Consider the following 15,488-nt stretch of genomic DNA (forward strand, 5'->3'; position numbering starts at 1 on the left):
TTTCGTACCTGATCTTATTTTTCCAACTTGAAAAGTTCTTCTACCTTTTGATCGAAAAACTCCGCTATCTTCAGGGCCAGTTCCAGGCTGGGATCGTATTTCCCTGTCTCTATCGCGTTGATGGTCTGTCTTGAGACGTCCAGTTCTTTTGCCAGCTGTGCCTGTGTGATATCCTGGTTTTTCCGGAATTTTTTGACCTGGTTTCTGATCTCCATAACGTTTAGTTAGACCCGAGATTTGATAGGCTTAGCCCGTTTTCCAGTCCTTTCCAGTGATAGTAAATCATCGAGAGGATAAACACTGCGAACGGTCCAAAGGCCATGAAGTACAGAATCCACTGAATCTGATCCATGTAGACAAGATTGTAGGCCCAGACACTGAAATTCACAGCAGTGTACGCGATGAAGCCGTTTCTCGCACTTTCCGCATGAATCCTGTTTTCTCTTTCATCTCCTCCTTTCACTGTTTTTCACCTCCAAGATTATAGTACAGAATATTCGGTGAGATCTGCATATGAACATCTGGATGCCAGATTCATTTCTTGAGACCTCTGATTCCTGTTTGTCGAAGATTTTTACAGATCATAATAAGGACTGCGGCAGCGACAGATATTATCAATATCTCGGGTTTTGACAATGAAAGACTTGTGGCGATACCTACACCTGTAAGAGTTGTCATTACTATGAAGCCGTATGCCAGGCCTTGATCCAGGTTCTGAATATCTCTTTCATCGTAGCCTGGCTTATCTCTAATCTTCTTAGCTGCGAGATTTCCTATGTTGAAGGCTATGACTGCTCCAAGAGCCACTACAAGACTGACGCCGGTTTCTGTCGAGAGAAAGGTCTCAGCGACCACCATGCCAGTTAAGGCCCCGATAAAAATCATAAAATTCTGCTTAATAGCTCTATCTAGGCCCTCGATTCTTCCAGAAAATTCCATCTAATCAGTCACCTCCTTCAAACGCTTCAAGGCCTCGATTAAAATAGCGAACAGCATTATCGCACCCCAAGTCAGATAATATGGAGCAACCTGATCGGGATAGCTTTCCAGGTAGCCGGTTCCCAGAGCTATTGAGATTCCGATCATGGCTATACCGAGAAACACGCCTGTCCAGGTAAAGGCCTTGAATATCGAGTCCTTGGCGATACTGATATCGCGTTCATCCTCTATCGGAGTCTCACTTTTTCTCTTTATCAAATACAGGAGGCCTACTGTCGCAGTTATCGCAACAGCCGCTCCAATGTACAACTCCGCGGCAAACAGGCCTATAGCTGCTATCATTCCAGCCAGTAAAGTAATTTTATGCGTCTTCTTTGTAGCATATTTTTCCAGTTCCATACTGATCACATGATGTAAAGCGTCCTTGACATTTTTAAATGTAAAGTCTGCTTGACAAAAAATTTTAATTAGTTGGGCGAGGAATCTCTAGTATGGATTTTTTGAGTGGAGGCCTGAAGAAATCGGTTTTGAAAGCAGTGATAGCTGTTATAATCGCTGCTCCACTGACTTATATAGGCCTGGATTACTATGCTGCATTGACTGTAAGTGTAGATCCAGGAAATATTGTCTATACTATGGCGACAGGAGGAGCAATAATATCTGGACTACTGGCAGGCCTCTCTGCTTTCCTGAGTTCCTATATTCGTGTTGAGAATTAATTTTCCGGTTCGGCCCAGTCCATGAACTTCTCAAATCCGAACATGATGACTGGAACCATAACTACACGGCTGTGTGTAGAAGATTTAGGCTGCCAGTAAAGGCTATCTGATTGAAGACGTAAGAAGCCAGCGTGGCCACAAGACCGGAAATATACAGGTTCCTTCGACTCATGAAACATTTTTGGGTATCGCGACTTATGCTCTTTTTCTATTCTTTTTCGTCCAGTTTCCGCTGGACTTCGGCTCTGATAGATTCTTTAACCTTCGGCACTTTGATCTCTCGCATAACAGGCTCGAAAAATCCTTTTACGACCAGTCTCTCGGCTTTATCCTCGTTAAGGCCTCTGGATTCCAGGTAGTGTTGTTTGTCTTTTTCGACTGTTCCGGCAGCTGCGGCGTGACTTGCTTCGACATCTGGATTCTCGATCATAAGTTTCGGTGATGCGTCTGACTCTGCTTTATCGGATAGCATCAGTGTTTCCTGATCCTGGAAACTGGATGTATCGGTTGCAGTTCTCTCGACTTTCTGCAGGCCTTCGTACAGGCTTCTTGCTTTATTATCTACTACGCTTCTTGAATCCATGTCGCATTTCGTATTGTCGCCGATATGCCGGACGTGTAGGGAGATATCGTGGTGCTGTTCTCCTGTAGGATACCAGACACCTGTCATCTCGGTTTCCGAGTTATCGCCTTTCAGAACGGTCTCGATCTTCGTCCTGTTCAGATCGCCTTCGAAGATTCCGTTCAGCCAGTTAATCGCACCATATTTCTTTGTGATGGCCTTTCTCCTGCTGTAGGAAAATCCCTCTGGTTTTTCAACTGCGCCGTACTCTACAGAAGCGTTCTCACCGACATAGATCTCTGTAAAAGAAGTATTGAACTCTTCGCTATCGGTTTCCTCTGTAACAGTCAGTTCAGCGTTTTTCTCTGCGTCAACGATTAAGTGGCTCATCACAGGCCTGTCCTCACTGTACTCGATATGCAGCTCCGACTCGCCTGAAGCCTCTGCATAGATCAGAGAGTTAATATTGGCCGCGTGAATCGCGTTCAATTTGTTTTCATCTGCTTTGATCAGGTCAAAGGCCTTTTTACCGGCTTTTTTCAGGACCTCTTCTCCTGTAAAAACTTTTACTTCGCCTTCAGTCTCTATACTGGCCTCAATACTTTCTGAACTTGTAATTTTTTCTTCAAGGCCTTCAGGGTACCGAGTCCACGTTCTTCCCGGTGTTCGAATGCTTTCTGGCATTTCAAGGCCTTCGATCTTTGATCTTGCTTCGTCTCTTATCGTATCTAGCTTCATTTCTATCACCTAGTCCTCCCGACGAAAATCAGAGATTCGAAGATTTTATGAAAATCTTCTTCAAGAAAATCTCTGGCGGATTTTCGTTTTCTGAGATCCACGGATTTCGACATCCGTCTCATCCGAGCGATCCCTCCATTTCAAGCTGTATCAATCTGTTAAGCTCTACTGCGTATTCAAGCGGGAGTTCTTTAGCGATCGGTTCGATGAATCCTCTTACGATCATTTCTTTGGCTTCTTCCTCATCGATTCCACGACTTTGCATGTAATGGATTTCTTCGTCGCCGATTCTTCCTACTGTGGCTTCGTGCGCCATCTCGACGTCGTCTTCCTTGATCTCGATGTAAGGTTCTGTATCGGAAGTTGCTTCGTCTGAAAACATCAGTGCGTCGCATTCGATTGATGTCTTTGAGCCATGAGATCCTTCAGGTATTCTTACAAGACCTCTGTAGTTTGTACGGCCAGATCCTTGAGAGATAGATTTTGACTCTATAGTGGACTTCGTATTTGGCGCATTATGTACTACTTTTGCTCCTGTATCGATATCCTGTCCGTCTCCGGCAAAGGAAATTGTGATATGATTGGCGCGTGCGCCTTCTCCGTTGAGATGGCTTGATGGGTAGAGCATCGTGACTTTGGATCCCATTGATCCGGACACCCACTCCATTGTACCTTTTCCTGAAACCTTGGCTCTTTTCGTGTTCAGATTGTAAGTATTTTTACTCCAGTTCTGGACTGTTGAGTACTGTACGTGAGCGTTTTCCTTGACGAAAACCTCGACACAGCCAGAGTGAAGATTGTTTCTCGTGTACTGAGGTGCGGAACATCCTTCTATGTAGTGTACGGTTGAGTTCTCCTCTGCGATGATCAGTGTGTGTTCGAATTGGCCCATTCCTTTCGAGTTCATCCTGAAGTAGGCCTGTACCGGGATCTCAACTTCTACGCCTTCCGGTACGTAGACGAAGCTTCCGCCCGACCATACTGCTCCGTGTAGGGCGGCGAACTTGTTGTCCTGTGGAGGGACGCATTTGTTCATGAAGTATTCTTTTACCAGCTCTTCGTGTTCCTGGACTGCTTTGTCCATGTCGCAGAAGATTACTCCTTTTTCCTCCCATTTTTCTTTCATGTTCTGGTAGACGACTTCGGACTCGTACTGTGCGCCGACACCGGAGAGAGCTTCTCTTTCTGCATCCGGGATTCCGAGCTGATCAAAGGTGTCTTTGATCTCTTCCGGCACTTCTTCCCATGAATCGGATTGTTCTCCCTCTGCCACACGGAAAGGCGTGATCTCTGAGAAGTCAAGATCTGAAAGATCCGGGCCCCAGTCCGGCATAGGCCTCCTCTTGAAGTGATCGTAGGCCTGTAAACGTTTTTTCAGCATCCAGTCCGGCTCGTCCTTTTCCTCGGAAATTTTTCTTACTGTTTCTTCTGAGAGGCCTTCTCCGGAGTCGTAGCTGATTTCTGCGTCGGTGATATGGTCGAACTTTTCCTGGTTCTTCTGGATTTCCTCGTTGCTCATAGTTACTTTAGGTAGGCCTAAATCTTTAAATCCTGAGCTGAAGCTTCTGCAAAAAGGATTTAATACCTGAAGGTCACAAAGAAAAAGAGGGGATTGTTGTTTCAGATTTTGAAGAGCTTTACAGGATGGCGGCAGATGAAGAGGAGTATATGGAGAATTTTAGAGAGAGCTTGACTTCTGCAGTTTCAGGCTATGTGGCGACCAGACTGAGCGATAACCTTTCCGGGGTACCGGTGTATCTGGGCGAAGATATAACTGATGAAGAGATTCAGGATGCTGTTAATACTGCCCAGGACGTGTTAATGTTCTCTGAGGCGCGAGTAGGACAGCTAGCCTATGCGGCACAGGAGCTGAAGAGTCAGAACGGATTCAGACATTACAATGTGAATGGAGATGATGTCAAGGCCTCTGAATTTTCAGACATGTTCTGTGACAGGATACAGCAGTTCGAAGATGCCGAGGAAAGAATAGAGTACAACATGGAAGTCGCTGAACAGCAGGAAGGAATTCCTGTAAACGACGCCGAGATAGAGGCCTCTCAGGAAGTACCTGATTTCGATATAGATGACTGGAGATGGCCTAGAGAAAATCTCTGGCCTTTCTAGCTGTGAAAATCTTTTATCTTGCTTGACGAAAAGTCTTCAAGGCCTTCTATGCGTTTTACGGTGACTTTGTGGCCTGTAGCTTCTTCAGCCATTTTCTTTACTTCGTCTTTGCTGTGATTCTGGTCGTAGCCGAGAGTTATTACGTCGGGATCTATTTTCTCCACAGTTTCGTAGATGTCTCCTTCTGTCCCGAGAACTGCTTTATCTACAGTTTCGAGGGCCTGTACCATTTTCTGCCTGTCGTTTTCATCGAGGAAAATTTTTCTGTCCTCGTGGCGAGAATCTCTGGATATGACTACAACTAGTTCGTCCCCGAGCTTCTTTGACTCCTCAAAGTAATGCAGATGTCCTGGATGAAGAATGTCAAAAGTACCCTGTGCCATCACTGTCTTCATAAATATTCATTTGAGGCCTGAAGCTTTATCGAACTACGGAAAAAACAACAGTTTTTATTTGTTATCAACAAGTAGTATTCCAATGAGTGATTTTGATCTGGGATCTGCATCGAGAACTGAAGTTCTTGACAGTTTCCGCACTGAATACGCCGAACAGATAGAAGAGGCCTACAGAGAAAGATACGGAGATACGATGGATATACAGCTCACAGGCCCGGAGGCGATTACTAACAGAGGCCCGGCTGTAGCCACAACTGAGTCCGCTATGCATACCTACGAGGCCGATATGGGTCTTTACGATGACGTTCTACCTTTCCGTGTAACTGTCCATGATATGCCGTACAGCGTCGAAGATATTTTCGATCAGGATGCAATCAATCTTTCAAAGCTCACAGAGGCCTTTACTACGGACTTCGATCCTGAGGCCTCCAGAACACGTTTTATCCAGTTATCGGTAGATGATCCGGAAAGAGACGGTGAAGATTTCAAGGATCAATGGTTCGCATTAAAGCAAGCTGTGAATGATGCTCTAGATCCTGAAGATGAATTTCAGACGAATGAGCTTGATCATATCTACGTCTATGAATCAATGGATTAACTGAAAAATTCTTCTATCTCTTTCCACGGTGCACGGCTCTTCCTCAGCTGTTTGTCTTTTGGGAAGACTTTCCTGTAGTTACTCCAGTCATATCTTTCATCCATGTAGACAATAGCTCCTTTATCGGTCTTGGAACGGATACATCTCCCTGCTGCCTGTATAGCTGTATTCATGGCAGGATAACTGTATCCGTAATCCCAGCCATGCCCAAATTTTTCATCGTAGAAATCAATCAGGCCCTGAGTCTCGATATCAGGCCTCTTCAGAGGGATACCGACTATGAATACTGCTTTCAGTATCTCTCCCGGGAAATCGATTCCCTCTCCGAAGCTTCCGGCTGCTACTCCAAGAAGCACGGAGTTTCCTTCTCCCTTCGTCGCTGCAAAATCATCGAAGAGCTTCTGCTTTTCTTCTTTATCCATCCGTCTTTTCTCTATGAACAGGTCTCTGTCCGTTCTGTCCTTCAGAACTTGCTTGATCTTGTGCAGCATTGCATAGCTCGGGAAAAATACTCCGCAGTTTCCTGGTACGGATTCAAAGCTTTGCTTGAGGTACCAGGCGTATTTTTCTATCATGTCGTCGCCTCTTTCCGAATATTTTGTCGTCAGAGTAGGCACTATAAGATCTAGCTCGTTCTCGCTAGGGAATGGGGATTCAAAGCTTACTTTGCGTGCATTTTCGAGGCCTAAGAGATCGGCATACATTTTCTGAGGTGTGAGCGTTCCTGACATCAGTATGCTGGCATGGGCCTTGTTCAAAGGTTTCTCAGTTGATATCTGTGGATTGAGACAGGAGTAACGTACTTTGATGTATCTGTCGCCGCTGCTTGATCGCTCACGTTTCAGGAAACGGATAAATCCTTTATCGCCTCCTTCCTTCCAGTTCTCCAAGAACTCTGCAACAGAGGCACAGTAACTGCTCTCCTCTTCTTCCTGCACTTCCTCGGCAACATTCTCGAGTTCTACGATAAGATCTTCGATTTCAGTGAAGCTCTCCACGATATCTGTTATGTCACTCTTTTCAAGCTCTGCCTCGTGCTCCTCCATTCCTAGCTTGTCGGCTCCAAGTGATGCAACGCCTGATTTAAGCTGTTCAAGCTTCTCCTGTTCGTTGTAGTATCCAAATCTGTCTGTCTCTGTTATAGCATCGTTCAGAAGCGGTATAGACAAAGTGAAGGAGAACAGGGAGCGAGTTCGCGATGGAAGATTGTGCGCCTCATCAACTATCAGTATAGAATCCTCCAGAGTTGTATCCGCCTTTTCGAAAACGATGTCGCGCACCATGGGATGGAATACATGGAAATAGTCGGCGATTACTATGTCTGCATCATGCATCATATGCATAAGGATTTCATAAGGGCACACCTCTTTGCAGCGTTGTTTAACTTCTTCTGCTCTCAAGTTCTGATGCTTCAGGGCCTTTATCTTGTTCTTAGCTTTCTCTGTAAGCTCGTGTGAATCTGTGTATGTCTTGCTGTACCGTGGGCAGTCCGGGCCTTCTCCTGCTGTTGTACCGGGATCTGCCTCACACAGATGGCTTTTTCCGATTAGATCAACTGAAATTATGTTTTGTCCGTGCCGTTCTTTCATCCCTTTTACTGTCTCCAGTGCGATATCGTGCTGTGAGTGTCGAGGTGTAAGGAAGAACACTGTCTCGTCTTTCTCCAGAGCTTCCTGGATGCTTGGTGTCAGTGCTGCAGCAGTCTTCCCAAGCCCTGTTGGCGCATGTGCGATAAGAGAACTGCTTTCGTCTATTGTTTCCTGTATCTCGTCCATCAGTTCTTTCTGACTGTCCCTAACTTCTTCAAAAGGAAAGAGCTCCATACAAGAATAAGACGAATTGCGAAACCATAAGAAACCTACCCGCCTCCCCGGAAAAACGTAAAAAATTAGAGGCCTGTAAAAAGGATATGGCCTGGACAGCAGTAGAAAAAATAGAGGAGGCGGCAAAGCAGACAAGAGAACTACTGCTACCTTTCGAGCCAGGCTTCTGGGCAAAACTAACTTTCCTGACATTTCTAACAGGCTCAGGCCTCAGCACGGCATTCCTCCAGACATCATACACGCCGAACACAGGGATGCATCAGGGAATGATGTACACGCCTTCCCCACAGATCTCAAATCTTGTAATCGCTATAGCAGGCCTCATAATCTCACTGGGATTCATCTTCATGCTTCTGAACAGTATAGCCGAGTTCGCACTTTTCAAGACTATTCTAACTAAAAAAGCAAAGCTCTGGAGCTACTTCAAAGAAAATACAGGCAGAGGCCTGAGATACATGGCATACAGGATAGCTGTCTTAATTACAGCTGTAACAGTATCCGGACTGGCAGTACTAATATTTGCGATAAATCCTCTGCTAGGCCTACTGTCTCTGCTGTTGTTGATACCGATTTTCATAGCGCTGGCGGTCTTTGATTTGCTTTTAAGAGACTTTGTTCTGCTTGAAATGCTGGAAAGCGATCAAGGACTTCTGGAATCCATCAGAACTGTGTATAGAGACTTCAGGCCTCAATGGAAAGAAGTTGCGGTCTACATTATCGTAAGAATTGTTCTCACAGCAGCTATAGGCGTGGCAGTTGCGACGGCAGCAGGATTTACAGGCCTCATGTTCGCAGTTCCGGCTGTAATAGTTCTGATGTTGACAGAGTTATCCCTGATTTTCGTACTGCCTCTAATCGCTCTGGCATTGATGGCAGTAGCTGTAATGGTCGCTGTATCTATGCCTTTCCAGGTATACCTGTACAGCTACAAGATGGAAGTCTACACTGCCCTGAAAAAATAGTTCATCGACTATCTCTGAAGGCCTCTGAACTCGTCTGGATCAGAAAAGAAGGGGGGGGAGGGGGAGGCTAGAGCTCGAAGTCATCGTACTCCTTCAAGAGGAGTCTGACGGCCTCATGAAAAGCGTCAGTCTTGTTTTTGAAGACTCCGTTCTCAACTTTCCTGTCAAGTTCTTCATTCAAACTATCAGAGAGTCTTACAGAGACCGTTGCCATCAAGCCCTACCCATATGTAATACTGAAAGTCCTCTACATATAAATCTTTTCTAGATCTGTATTACAGAAAAACTTTTTCTGGGGAATACTATGCAAATTTTCCTGTAAAATCTGTGTAAAGGCCTCTATATTTCTGTATTACAGAAATTTTCTAGAAGTCGGTGAGTGTTGACTGTCGGCCTTCCAGCATCTTGCTTCTTCTCCTGATTCTGTTGTACAGGTATCGGAACTCGTTGCTTACCCTGTACTTCAGGTCTTCGAACGTCTCGATTTCTTCGGCCTCCTCTGTGAACGCGTTCCGGACTGTCTCTCGTATCACCCAGACTCCCAGAGGTGCCCAGTAGTCTGGTGTAACGTCTCTCAGGACAAGAGCCTTCGCCTGTTTTCCTCGTTCATCAAGATACTCCATAAGGCCTAGTCTGGTTGCGTAGAAGGCCCCGGCTGTCTGCTCTGCGTAACTGGTTCTCCCGCTGTATGGCTCGTAGTTCTGTGCGATGTACGTGTTTTTCGCCGCGTTCCATACGGAGCCGGAGCGCTTGAACTCCATAAGCTCGTACTCCCATTTCCCGGGTATCAGAAAGATATGGAAATTATTTCCAACGTAACTGTTTCGATAGTACTCGATTTTATCGATCTGATTGTAATGCTTCACTCTTTCACGCAATTTTTTGGAGATCATATCGTCCGTCGCCGTAATACTCCAGCGTGTAGGAACAAGCTCTCTATTTTCTTCCTCTCCCAGCATACCTGTGGAAAGTGACTGCTGAATCTTGTAATTATCAACGCCTTTAGAGTAAAGCTCCTTAACACCTGTCTCAGCCTTCAAATCGGTATCGTAAAAGGCCTTCTCAACTTTCCGTGCTACAGTCGGATTCTCTCCCAGCTGAAACCTCTCTATATCACCTGAGGCAGAAACAGGCGCAGCTCTTCCACCGCTGATACTGGCGTTAGGCCTCTTACTGAGATCGACTTCTATATCGACAGGTTTCCTGGCCATAGCGATCTCCCGGGTGTTATCTAGGAATGTATCCGTGTCTTTCACCTTCAGCTTTCTCTTCGAGTTCACAAGAGAAGTCCTCAGAGAGGCCACTTTCTCGATAGAGTAGTTTTCACGGTACCATTTGTCAGGAGAATCCATCAATTGGGAATCCGTCTGCTGCTGGGGCGACAGAACACCAGTATTCACTTTTGGATAGTTATGAGAACCGATGAACACACTTGGAGGAGAAAGGCCCTGAAAGCTTTTCTTCCGTTCCTGTGAAGGCATAACTCTTTCCAGCTTCCTGCGGGCCTCGTCCTCACTCATCCCTTTTGCGAGTTTGCCGTAGCCCATGTATCTTAACAGGAACGTGAATAATTAGAACCTTCCGATACAGGAAAACTGATTCAAGAGTAACTTTCCAATAAAAATTCAATGTCGGAAAATCCGGATCCAGGAAAAACTTACCAGCGGGAAATATACAGATACGTCGAGGACATAACAGAAGGCCTCATGGATACAGCTCAAGAAGATATCTCACAACAACTGGAACAGCAGTACGGATTAAATTTCTATCCCATAGACAAGGATTTCGAATCCGGTAACAAGTACATGAGAGCAAGCTTCGGACTTTCAGGCCTTCTATCAAGAAAATACTCGAGGCCTAACGACACTTTCTTCGACAACAGAGAGGAAACATTCAGAGAGTTCATCGAAGAACTCGGAAGATTCGGCACAGGATACGAAAAGACACACCTGATCCAGTACGCACAGCTTTACTCAGAAATAGCAGATATAGAAGATATAGAGTTCGATCATCCTGTAGAAACACTGGTGCTACAGGATCTTGACGAGGCCCGTGGCACAGTCAGAGAAATGTTTGATGATCTGGCCGAAAAATTCTGAGTCATCCCAGCTTCCAGTGAGGATTCTTCCTGTCCTTGACTTCAACTATCTCATCAAGAACAGATTTCTCCCCGCTACTCAATAGATCTTCAAGCTCCTGAAGCACTCTGTAATCATCTGAGTTGATGTCTGTTACCAGTATATCGCCTTCATCAACGTTTCTTCCGACTGTGGCTCCTGAGATCGAGACAGCTACTTCGTCACCTTTAGAGGCCTGATCTATACTTTCGTTCTGCTCCTGAATACTTTTCACAGAGCCGATAACGTCGCCTTCAGGAGTCATAAGCTTTGAACCTGATGTAAGTACTCCGTTAACTATCTCACATCCTACTACAGCAGGAGTGGAGGATCTGAAAACGTGATCTGGCATCAGACGTATTCTTGCAGGCCTTGAAACACTTTCCAGCTTCTCCTTTCTCTCTTTTTCCTTTAAATCCTGTTTCCACTCTGTATAGCCGTCAAGTATTTCGTAAATAACTTTGCTCTGGAAGACTTTTACCTTGTCTTTTTCCAGGGCTTCCTGAGCCTGATCTGTGACGCCTACGTTGAAGGCGAAGATCGCACGGTGCTCTGACTCCTCGTCCTCGGCTTTAACTATGTCGCTCTTGTTGACAGGCCCGACTTCAGCCTTCTGCACCTGTATATCCTTGTCCTCGATCTCTGTCATCAAGGCCTCAAGGGAGCCGAGGGAATCAGCTTTAACGACTATTCCGTGTGTAGAAGTTTCATAGGACAGTGATTCAAGTTCGTCCTCCACTTCCTCTCTTGCCTCCTCGATTTTTCCTTCAGAGGCCGTTCTTATCGGTGCGCCTGAGATTATTCCTTCAAAATCTTTTGCAGAGATCTTCACTCCTGCTGCTGGCTCAACTTTGTCTGTCTCCGAGTAATGTTTATCCTCACGAATCTCTGTAAGAGGCCTTGGTTCAAGAAGCGCTCTTATCTCTGTTTCTTTCACTCCATCGGATGTACCGTAAACTACGGTGTCATCGCTTTCCATAATTCCGTCGTAGAGTATAACGTCTGCGGTCGTCCCCATTCCTTTTTCTTTGGAGACTTCAAGTACTGTTCCTTTTCCTATTCCTTCATGTATATCAAGTTCGTCGCTGAGATAGTTCTGACTGAGTCCTGTAACTACCATAAGTAGTTCAGGGATTCCTACGTGTGTTTCAGCTGATATAGGTACTATGGCAACTTTCTCCTGGAAGTTGTCGACACGGTCGAACCTGTCTGATACGATTCCGTGATCGTTCAGCTCTCCCATTATCTCGTAGATCCTCTGATCAACCTGCTGCTGTACGTGGTCCTGCTGCTCTCTCATACCTTCTGTGAAAAGATCGCTGTCAGTGTTCCAGCCGTTGACGGTATCTACCTTGTTTAATGCCACAATGAAAGGTGTTCCGGAGTTCTTCAGTATGTCGATAGCCTCTTCAGTTTGAGGCTGAATTCCCTCCTGTATATCTATCATCAGTATACCGATGTCGCTGATTGAGCCACCTCTCTTCCTGAGAGATGAGAACGCAGCATGTCCTGGAGTATCAATAAACATAATTCCCGGAATCTCTATCTCCGTATCCAGTTGATTCAGAAGGCCTCCACAGACATCCTCCAGTGTTTCAAGAGGAACTTCTGTGGCTCCGATCATCTGTGTTATCTGACCTGCCTCACCCTCCGTTATACGTGACTCTCTTATGGCGTCAAGAAAACTTGTTTTACCTGCATTTACGTGGCCGAGAACAGAGAGAATAGGTTGACGAGGCATTAAACATCACTAAGAACACCATCTAACTTTAGCTTTAAATACCTGCCCAGCAGAGAACAACAGAAAAAATTCGATGCAAGGCCTCTGGAGAAAATTTAACGAGTTAGAGAAAAATAGATAAGAAGAATATGTTGGTGGTCTCGATTCTACTCCTCTCGAGACGCGTACTTGTGATTGCGGTCGTTCTTCCAGTTCTTGAAATGCTTGCTGGAAGCAAAGTAGAGCCTTTCTCCACTGTTCTTTACGTACATAATGCCTTCAGAAGGCCTGATTTCTTCGCCGCTGTATTCGCATTCTACCATTTAGAGATCACCCTTCCATCTCCGTTTCCTTGATGTGGACTACGTCGTCTTCACGGATAGGGCCTCTTGCGTTTCTTACAAGAATCTTTCCTTCTTCACTTCCCTCGATAATCCTGCATCTGATCTTCCTGACCGTTCTGTGGCCCTGTTCTCCGATGACCTCGATTACTTTAGCTGCTACCATCTGATTTTTCAGTCCTCTTTTGTACCTTTATAGGAAAGGATTTTTACTCCTCTTCCTCTGCTTCGAGCAGTTCCTGTGCTTTTCTCTGAACGTCTTCGATCTCGTCTCCTGCATTACCTGTAGAAGTTACTGCAACTGAAGCAGCCTGAACGTTGACGCCTGCTGCAATTCCCAGCTCTTCCTTGTCAGGGACGAAAGTGAAAGGAACATCCTTCTCCTCGGCAAGTGCCGGGATGTGCATAACGATCTCCTCAGGATCAACGTTGCCGGCTACGACAACGAGATCTGCTTCGTTCCTCTCGATAGTCTTCGTTACTTCGTTTGTACCGGTGACAATCTTTCCGGTATCTCTAGCTTTTTCTACTGCGTTGTAAGTATCGTCGGCGAGCTGATCGCCTGGTTCAAATTTCTGGTAAGCCATTTTTTGATAACACCTTTCACGCCCTTGATCATCAAGGCTATGTAAAGAATACAGTCGACTGGAACTTTTTTATACCCATTTAATCAAGTCAAAATCCGTTGTATCGCTACACGCTTTCAGGATCCCAGTCACCAAGCTTCCGATTCTCAATCAGATCCAAGTCCTCCTCAAGACCACGGATAACCATGTTCAACTGATGCTCATTGGAGTCGGAATCCTCAACAGGGAAATCATTCATCTCATCCACAAGCTCATCCCTGAGAAAACGCATTACCTCTATACTAGAGGCCTCTTCACGAAAATTTTCCAGTGCTTCCTTAACTTCTTCACGACTCATAAGATACCCTTACGCGAGAAAAGTTTTTACTTCTCCGCCGTCTTGATAGATTTCTCGATCTCTCCACGCCTCTCACTGTAGGCCTCTATAAGCTCACGTACATCCCGCGAATTTTCCTTCTCACGGTGCACAGTCTTCCTCATATCATCAAGATTGCCCTGAAGCTCCTGAGCCAGATATCCCATCTCCTCAATCATCTCCCGCACATCACGGAACTGCTCCTCACGCAGGAACAGCGGCTCGCTGCTTTCAGGCCTTGTATCCTTTGGCTCGGAACGTATAACTTCTTTCCGTGAACTGTCCGAGTCCTGAGAACTCTCATTCTGGATAGGACTGTCAGCTAGCGGAGAGCTGGAGGCCTGAGGACTGCTCTGCGTCTGTCCCTGACTCTGCTGATTCCGAGCCGGTTGCTGCGGCTGAGAAGCCGGAGATGGCTCCTGTGCCTGAGAGGCCTGGCCCTGACTTGTACTGTTCATGTTCTGTCTGGACTGAGGCTGCTGCATCTGGCTTTGAGAACTCTGCGTGTTATCCTGTTGATTACTGTTTTCCTGTACGAACTGCGGTGTCTGTCCCTGACTCTGGTTGTTATTATCGTTATTTTCTTCAGAACTTCCGAAATCGTCAAATCCATCGAATCCCTGATCCTGCTGAGTCTGACGCTTCTTGTCTCCCTGAATCATTCCCTTGATTTCCTGCATATTTTCCTCAAGCTCCTCCTTGTCGTCAGATCCAAAATTGAACATAGCAGCTCTAACAGAAAATGGGTGCTAGACCGGTTTAAATATTACGCCCTGTTACAGGAGAAATCACTGAAAATTTCGTAGAAAAATCAAGTAGATGTTGGATTAGAAAGTGGGAAAGAAAAAAGTTTTCTAGGCCTCTGCGGCCTCTCCGTCTTCTTCCTCGGAGTAACTTGAGACAAAGTCCTCAAGCTTCGCATCCAGCTTCTCTCCGTTAGCCTCCTTGATCTGCTGGGCAAGAAGCCAGAATACCATGCCGACAGCGTTCTCTCCCTTGTTGTTAGCAGGGATAACGTAGTCAACATCGTCAAGACTGTTCTCAGAGTCAGCGATAGCCACTACAGGGATATCAACATCTGAGGCCTCTGTGATTGCCTGTCCATCCTCTTCAGGATCTGTAACAAGTACGATCTCCGGCTCCTTGAAGTTGTCGGAGCGTGGATTTGTCAGTGTTCCAGGCATGAAGCGTCCGTTAACGCTGTCTGTGCCAAGAACCTCTGAAAGAGTCTTGATAGGCTGGTAAACTTCTTCCTTCCTTCCTACTACAAGTATTTCTTCAGGGCTGTAATCCGCAAGGATCTCTGCCACTTTTCTTATCTGTTCATCAGTTTTATTCAGGTCAAGAATCGCAAGACCGTTTTTCTTGACGTGGAAAATATAATCATCCATGTCAACGTGCTGTGACCGGGTTCCAATATGGACTCCGTTCTTCAAGTATTCTTCACGTTCAACCAGTAGTTCTTCTTCATCGCCCATACCGAGATTGTTGGAGGCAAATATTAAATA

22 protein-coding genes are annotated in these 15,488 nt (G+C 45.8%); 5 read left to right on the top strand and 17 right to left on the bottom strand.

The genetic code is table 11. The features are described from left to right. Positions 1 to 14 precede the first annotated feature (14 nt). The 4 genes from ACK3SF_RS01475 to ACK3SF_RS01490 all read right to left on the bottom strand — a co-directional run bounded on the left by ACK3SF_RS01475 (position 15) and on the right by ACK3SF_RS01490 (position 1,338). The gene (locus ACK3SF_RS01475) at positions 15 to 215 is read right to left on the bottom strand and encodes a helix-turn-helix transcriptional regulator (RefSeq protein ID WP_414838052.1); all 201 of its coding nucleotides are present in this window, start codon (positions 213 to 215) and stop codon (positions 15 to 17) included. 5 nt (positions 216 to 220) lie between these two features. After that, on the bottom strand, positions 221 to 463 hold the full coding sequence (locus ACK3SF_RS01480; RefSeq protein WP_414838053.1) for a hypothetical protein: 243 nt from the start codon (positions 461 to 463) through the stop codon (positions 221 to 223). A gap of 71 nt (positions 464 to 534) precedes the next feature. After that, positions 535 to 939, bottom strand: a complete 405-nt coding sequence (locus ACK3SF_RS01485; RefSeq protein WP_414838054.1) for a hypothetical protein — start codon at positions 937 to 939, stop codon at positions 535 to 537. After that, on the bottom strand, positions 940 to 1,338 hold the full coding sequence (locus tag ACK3SF_RS01490) for a DUF2178 domain-containing protein (protein WP_414838364.1): 399 nt from the start codon (positions 1,336 to 1,338) through the stop codon (positions 940 to 942). Between the two features lie 92 nt (positions 1,339 to 1,430). On the opposite strand from ACK3SF_RS01490, the gene ACK3SF_RS01495 reads away from it, so the two are divergent. Beyond that, positions 1,431 to 1,658: a hypothetical protein gene (locus ACK3SF_RS01495; RefSeq protein WP_414838055.1), complete on the top strand. Its 228-nt coding sequence runs from the start codon at positions 1,431 to 1,433 to the stop codon at positions 1,656 to 1,658. 208 nt (positions 1,659 to 1,866) lie between these two features. On the opposite strand, the gene ACK3SF_RS01500 is transcribed toward ACK3SF_RS01495, so the two are convergent. Together ACK3SF_RS01500 and sufB are read right to left on the bottom strand one after the other, a co-directional pair. Then, entirely contained in the window at positions 1,867 to 2,958 is a 1,092-nt protein-coding gene (locus tag ACK3SF_RS01500) for a SufD family Fe-S cluster assembly protein (protein WP_414838056.1), read from the bottom strand. A 118-nt stretch (positions 2,959 to 3,076) separates the two neighbouring features. Continuing rightward, a complete protein-coding gene (gene sufB, locus ACK3SF_RS01505) occupies positions 3,077 to 4,477 on the bottom strand; it encodes a Fe-S cluster assembly protein SufB (RefSeq protein ID WP_414838057.1) in 1,401 nt (466 codons plus the stop codon). Positions 4,478 to 4,602: 125 nt separating this feature from the next. Here sufB and ACK3SF_RS01510 point away from each other — a divergent pair, with 125 nt between their 5' ends. Continuing rightward, a complete protein-coding gene (locus ACK3SF_RS01510; RefSeq protein WP_414838058.1) occupies positions 4,603 to 5,082 on the top strand; it encodes a hypothetical protein in 480 nt (159 codons plus the stop codon). Here ACK3SF_RS01510 and ACK3SF_RS01515 read toward each other — a convergent pair. Further along, the gene (locus tag ACK3SF_RS01515) at positions 5,079 to 5,477 is read right to left on the bottom strand and encodes an adenylyltransferase/cytidyltransferase family protein (protein ID WP_414838059.1); all 399 of its coding nucleotides are present in this window, start codon (positions 5,475 to 5,477) and stop codon (positions 5,079 to 5,081) included. The genes ACK3SF_RS01510 and ACK3SF_RS01515 overlap by 4 nt on opposite strands. A gap of 82 nt (positions 5,478 to 5,559) precedes the next feature. Between ACK3SF_RS01515 and ACK3SF_RS01520 the strand changes: the two genes are divergently transcribed. Continuing rightward, a complete protein-coding gene (locus ACK3SF_RS01520) occupies positions 5,560 to 6,075 on the top strand; it encodes a hypothetical protein (protein WP_414838060.1) in 516 nt (171 codons plus the stop codon). Here ACK3SF_RS01520 and ACK3SF_RS01525 read toward each other — a convergent pair. Beyond that, positions 6,072 to 7,898: an ATP-dependent DNA helicase gene (locus ACK3SF_RS01525; RefSeq protein WP_414838061.1), complete on the bottom strand. Its 1,827-nt coding sequence runs from the start codon at positions 7,896 to 7,898 to the stop codon at positions 6,072 to 6,074. The two genes, ACK3SF_RS01520 and ACK3SF_RS01525, sit on opposite strands and share 4 nt — an antisense overlap. A gap of 86 nt (positions 7,899 to 7,984) precedes the next feature. Between ACK3SF_RS01525 and ACK3SF_RS01530 the strand changes: the two genes are divergently transcribed. Next, a complete protein-coding gene (locus ACK3SF_RS01530; RefSeq protein WP_414838062.1) occupies positions 7,985 to 8,860 on the top strand; it encodes a hypothetical protein in 876 nt (291 codons plus the stop codon). Positions 8,861 to 8,927: 67 nt separating this feature from the next. On the opposite strand, the gene ACK3SF_RS01535 is transcribed toward ACK3SF_RS01530, so the two are convergent. Both ACK3SF_RS01535 and ACK3SF_RS01540 read right to left on the bottom strand, forming a co-directional pair. Beyond that, positions 8,928 to 9,074 carry a ribbon-helix-helix domain-containing protein gene (locus tag ACK3SF_RS01535; RefSeq protein ID WP_414838063.1) on the bottom strand — a complete coding sequence of 49 codons (147 nt, stop codon included), beginning with the start codon at positions 9,072 to 9,074 and terminating at the stop codon, positions 8,928 to 8,930. A gap of 151 nt (positions 9,075 to 9,225) precedes the next feature. Continuing rightward, positions 9,226 to 10,407: a hypothetical protein gene (locus tag ACK3SF_RS01540; RefSeq protein WP_414838064.1), complete on the bottom strand. Its 1,182-nt coding sequence runs from the start codon at positions 10,405 to 10,407 to the stop codon at positions 9,226 to 9,228. Between the two features lie 81 nt (positions 10,408 to 10,488). Here ACK3SF_RS01540 and ACK3SF_RS01545 point away from each other — a divergent pair, with 81 nt between their 5' ends. After that, complete coding sequence (locus tag ACK3SF_RS01545) at positions 10,489 to 10,959, top strand: hypothetical protein (RefSeq protein WP_414838065.1); 471 nt, start codon at positions 10,489 to 10,491, stop codon at positions 10,957 to 10,959. A 1-nt stretch (position 10,960) separates the two neighbouring features. On the opposite strand, the gene infB is transcribed toward ACK3SF_RS01545, so the two are convergent. The 7 genes from infB to rpsB all read right to left on the bottom strand — a co-directional run bounded on the left by infB (position 10,961) and on the right by rpsB (position 15,458). Continuing rightward, the gene (infB, locus tag ACK3SF_RS01550) at positions 10,961 to 12,718 is read right to left on the bottom strand and encodes a translation initiation factor IF-2 (RefSeq protein WP_414838066.1); all 1,758 of its coding nucleotides are present in this window, start codon (positions 12,716 to 12,718) and stop codon (positions 10,961 to 10,963) included. 146 nt (positions 12,719 to 12,864) lie between these two features. Further along, positions 12,865 to 13,020, bottom strand: coding sequence for a hypothetical protein (locus ACK3SF_RS01555; protein ID WP_414838067.1), 156 nt, complete (start codon positions 13,018 to 13,020; stop codon positions 12,865 to 12,867). A gap of 7 nt (positions 13,021 to 13,027) precedes the next feature. Then, complete coding sequence (gene rps28e / locus ACK3SF_RS01560; protein WP_414838068.1) at positions 13,028 to 13,204, bottom strand: 30S ribosomal protein S28e; 177 nt, start codon at positions 13,202 to 13,204, stop codon at positions 13,028 to 13,030. Positions 13,205 to 13,247: 43 nt separating this feature from the next. Further along, positions 13,248 to 13,625, bottom strand: a complete 378-nt coding sequence (gene rpl7ae / locus ACK3SF_RS01565; protein ID WP_414838069.1) for a 50S ribosomal protein L7Ae — start codon at positions 13,623 to 13,625, stop codon at positions 13,248 to 13,250. Between the two features lie 106 nt (positions 13,626 to 13,731). Beyond that, positions 13,732 to 13,962: a hypothetical protein gene (locus tag ACK3SF_RS01570; protein ID WP_414838070.1), complete on the bottom strand. Its 231-nt coding sequence runs from the start codon at positions 13,960 to 13,962 to the stop codon at positions 13,732 to 13,734. A 26-nt stretch (positions 13,963 to 13,988) separates the two neighbouring features. Continuing rightward, a complete protein-coding gene (locus ACK3SF_RS01575) occupies positions 13,989 to 14,705 on the bottom strand; it encodes a hypothetical protein (protein WP_414838071.1) in 717 nt (238 codons plus the stop codon). Positions 14,706 to 14,834: 129 nt separating this feature from the next. Continuing rightward, entirely contained in the window at positions 14,835 to 15,458 is a 624-nt protein-coding gene (rpsB, locus tag ACK3SF_RS01580; RefSeq protein ID WP_414838072.1) for a 30S ribosomal protein S2, read from the bottom strand. Between the last annotated feature and the right edge of the window lie 30 nt (positions 15,459 to 15,488).

The sequence above is a fragment of the Candidatus Nanosalina sp. VS9-1 genome (assembly GCF_047555085.1).
GTDB lineage: Archaea > Nanohalarchaeota > Nanosalinia > Nanosalinales > Nanosalinaceae > Nanosalina.